3 protein-coding genes are annotated in these 2598 nt (G+C 62.8%); all 3 read right to left on the bottom strand.

Features of this window, described 5'->3' with window-relative positions:
* Nucleotides 1–625 (bottom strand): haloacid dehalogenase-like hydrolase (locus tag EN991_RS31700; RefSeq protein WP_206519291.1); only part of this gene is annotated, 625 nt, incomplete at its 3' end.
* A gap of 206 nt (nucleotides 626–831) precedes the next feature.
* On the bottom strand, nucleotides 832–1095 hold the full coding sequence (locus tag EN991_RS31695) for a hypothetical protein (protein WP_023812335.1): 264 nt from the start codon (nucleotides 1093–1095) through the stop codon (nucleotides 832–834).
* 156 nt (nucleotides 1096–1251) lie between these two features.
* A partial coding sequence (locus EN991_RS31690; protein WP_164769511.1) for a mechanosensitive ion channel domain-containing protein occupies nucleotides 1252–2598 on the bottom strand: 1347 nt, incomplete at its 5' end.

Here is a 2598-nt window from a genome sequence, read left to right as displayed (position 1 = left end):
GCACTGCGATCAGCGAATTCTTCAGCCACTGATGCACGCGCAGCATCTTGACGATGGTCCGCAAAGTCGGCTTCGGCGCCGGCACCGTCTCGGCGCCATGTGCCGCCTGCCAGCGCGCGGCATGGCGGTCGGGCGCGACGACGATCGCGTTGCGTGCGGCATCGAAGACCTGGAGGTCATGGCGGCTGTTGCCGGCGTAGTCGAAACCGCCATCGCCATAGGCTGCGATCAGCGAGGCGCGCTTCCTGCCCGAGGTGAGATTGGCGAGACCATCGGTGGCCAGCACCTGGTCGAAAATGCCGAGATGGGCCGCGATGGCGTCGGCGAACTTGCGCGGCGTACCGGTCGCCAGCACGATCTTGCGGCCCTCGGCGTGCTCGGTCCGGAGGCGGCAAAGCAGCACCTCGCGATAGGGCAGCGATGCCGGATCGATGTCGATGCGCTGCGCGATCGCCTGCTTCAGCCGCGCCGGCCCGCCGGCGATCCAGAACGGTACGAGGAAGATATAGAGCGGGTTCTTCTTGAGAAGGATGAACAGCCCTTCCCACAACAGGTCGGTTGCGATCAGCGTGCCGTCGAGATCGACCGCAAGCGGTATTGCGTTCCTGTCCGATCGCGCATCCATGTCCGTCCTGCCCTGCCCGCGTAGAGTTGCGCGCCGCTTTTCGGCGTCTTGAGCCTGGTATAGCGGGCGATGGCGTAGCGAACGTTAAAACGCACGGTTGCAGACGGCTGCCATGGCGGTATTTCCGGTGTCATTGTTAAACAACCGCTACCGGAAACGATAAAAGGCCGGGCAAATGCCCGGCCTCTACAATCGTGACGCCAAGATTACTTGATGCGGGCGACACCGCCCGAGATCTCGACGGTTTCCGAACCGGTCAGGGCTTCGAGATCGCCATTGGGCAAGGTGACGAAGCAGCCGTTCGGGCAGAACTCAACCGTTTCGCCACCGGCCAGCGCAAGGTCGGTCTTGCTGCCGCCCTCCGTTACGACCAGCGTGCGGGTCTCGGCGTCCTTGTTGACCGCGCTCGCGGCATGGACCGAGCCGATGGCAGCGACCAGGGCGACTGCAGCGACGAGAGACTTCCACATGGTGCAATATCGGTGTTCCCACCGCCTCTGTTGCATTTGGCAAGGCATTTTCGCCTTTGCATGGAGCTTATATGAGATGGAAGCTGAACCGCAACTGAATGCCCCATTCATGCCGCAATTGATTCCGGGCAGGATTGAGGTCGACGGAGTCCGAGCCTAGTCCGGGTCCGGCTTCTTGGTTTTGCGAGACTTGACCAGTCGCTTCTTCTCCGCTTCGGCTTCGGCCCTTATCTGCTCCTGTTCGGCGAAGTCGGCCTCGATCTTGTCGTCGTCCGTCGGCCAGGCCTTGGGCTTGTGGGCCTCGACCACGGCGCGCGGCGTCGAGGGGATCTCGATGTGTTCGCTGCTGAATTTTTCGAGGACGGCAAAACGGATGTCGTTCTGCGCGATGTTGCCGTTCATCACGTCGGCCAGGAACACGCGGATTTCGAATTCCAGGGCGGCGGGGCCGAAATTGGAAAACAGCACGAAGGGTTCGGGGTTCTTCAGCACCATCGGGTGGCTGCGGGCGATCTCCAGCAGGACGGCATGAACCTGCTTGACGTCGCTGCCATACGCGACGCCGACCTTGATGTCGACGCGGCCGAGCTTGTTGCGGTGCGTCCAGTTGCCGACGGCGTTGTTGATCAGGTTCGAATTGGGCAGGATCACCGATTGCCGCTGGAAGGTTTCGATCTCGGTGGCGCGCACGCTGATCTTCTTGACCGTGCCGCTGACGTCGCCGGCAACGATCCAGTCGCCCACCTTGAACGGCCGCTCGGCCAGAAGGATCAGGCCGGAAACGAAATTGGACACCACGTTCTGCAGGCCAAAGCCGATACCGAGGGAAAGAGCGCCGGCGACCAGTGCCAGGCTGGACAGGTCGATGCCCGCCGCCGAGATGCCGACCAGTGCCGCCAGCGCGACGCCGGCATAGCCGACCGCCAGCCTGATCGAGTTGCGCACGCCGGTATCGACCTTGCCACGCGCCATGACCGAGCCGTCGAGCCAGCCCTGGAACCAGCGCGTCAGGAAATAGCCTATGACGAAGACGACGATGCCGGAGAGGATGCCGGTGACCGAGATCGTCACCGAGCCGATGTTGATCCCGGTTGCGAGCTTGTAGGCCCAAGCCTGGATATCGCCGGGCTGGAAACCCCACATCATCAGGATCAGCGGCAGGAACACCAGCACGATCATCACATTGATGGCAACGCTGACGACAAGGCCGAGCTGATCGAGGGCCGTATCCTCGTAGCTGGAATTGGCCGACAGCCAGCGCCCGACGGAGGTGTTGGCGAAAGCACCCTCCTCGCCGATCGCCTGCGCCGACAGGAAGCCGATATAGGCGGTGATCAGCGCGGTGCCGGTAACGACGACCTGCAACGAAACGAACAGAGCAAGGCCGATGTAACCGAGCAGCGCCGCGACGATGGTGAAAAGACCGAGCGCAAGCGCCGTATAGCGCAGCCATGCCGGCCACGGCCGCCAGCTTCCGTCACGCGCCTTGAACGGCCTCAGCAT

It is taken from the genome of Mesorhizobium sp. M7A.F.Ca.US.005.03.2.1 (assembly GCF_003997795.1).
GTDB classification, from domain to species: domain Bacteria; phylum Pseudomonadota; class Alphaproteobacteria; order Rhizobiales; family Rhizobiaceae; genus Mesorhizobium; species Mesorhizobium ciceri.
The sequence above is the reverse complement of the archived record's forward strand: the minus strand, read 5'-3'. Positions and strand labels throughout refer to the sequence as shown.